The sequence below is a fragment of the Rhizobium ecuadorense genome (assembly GCF_001187535.1).
In the GTDB taxonomy this organism is placed as follows: Bacteria; Pseudomonadota; Alphaproteobacteria; order Rhizobiales; family Rhizobiaceae; genus Rhizobium; species Rhizobium ecuadorense.
On the sequence record NZ_LFIO01000007.1, the window covers coordinates 1 to 218 of the forward strand.

General features: G+C 48.6%; 1 protein-coding gene. It reads right to left on the bottom strand.

The window, feature by feature from the left end:
• Positions 1–17: 17 nt before the first annotated feature.
• On the bottom strand, positions 18–218 hold a 201-nt coding region (locus AF337_RS44050), incomplete at its 5' end, for a hypothetical protein (protein WP_210168023.1).

A 218-nucleotide genomic window follows, 5' to 3' on the forward strand; every position in this document is an offset into this window, starting at 1 on the left:
AATTGATGTTTGGAACATCAAGACATTTGACGATGCGCTAATGGCTGAGCTGGACGCATCGGCATGATGATGTGCTCAAGAATGTATTGTCGCTCATCCGCATAAGGATTTTCTTTAAGCGGAACCCACCGCTTAGCTGCCTGCTGTTCGCGGTAATCCTTCTTGCTGGTATATTCATAGTTGCAAAGCACCTCGCGCTTTGTGGCACTACACGCGCC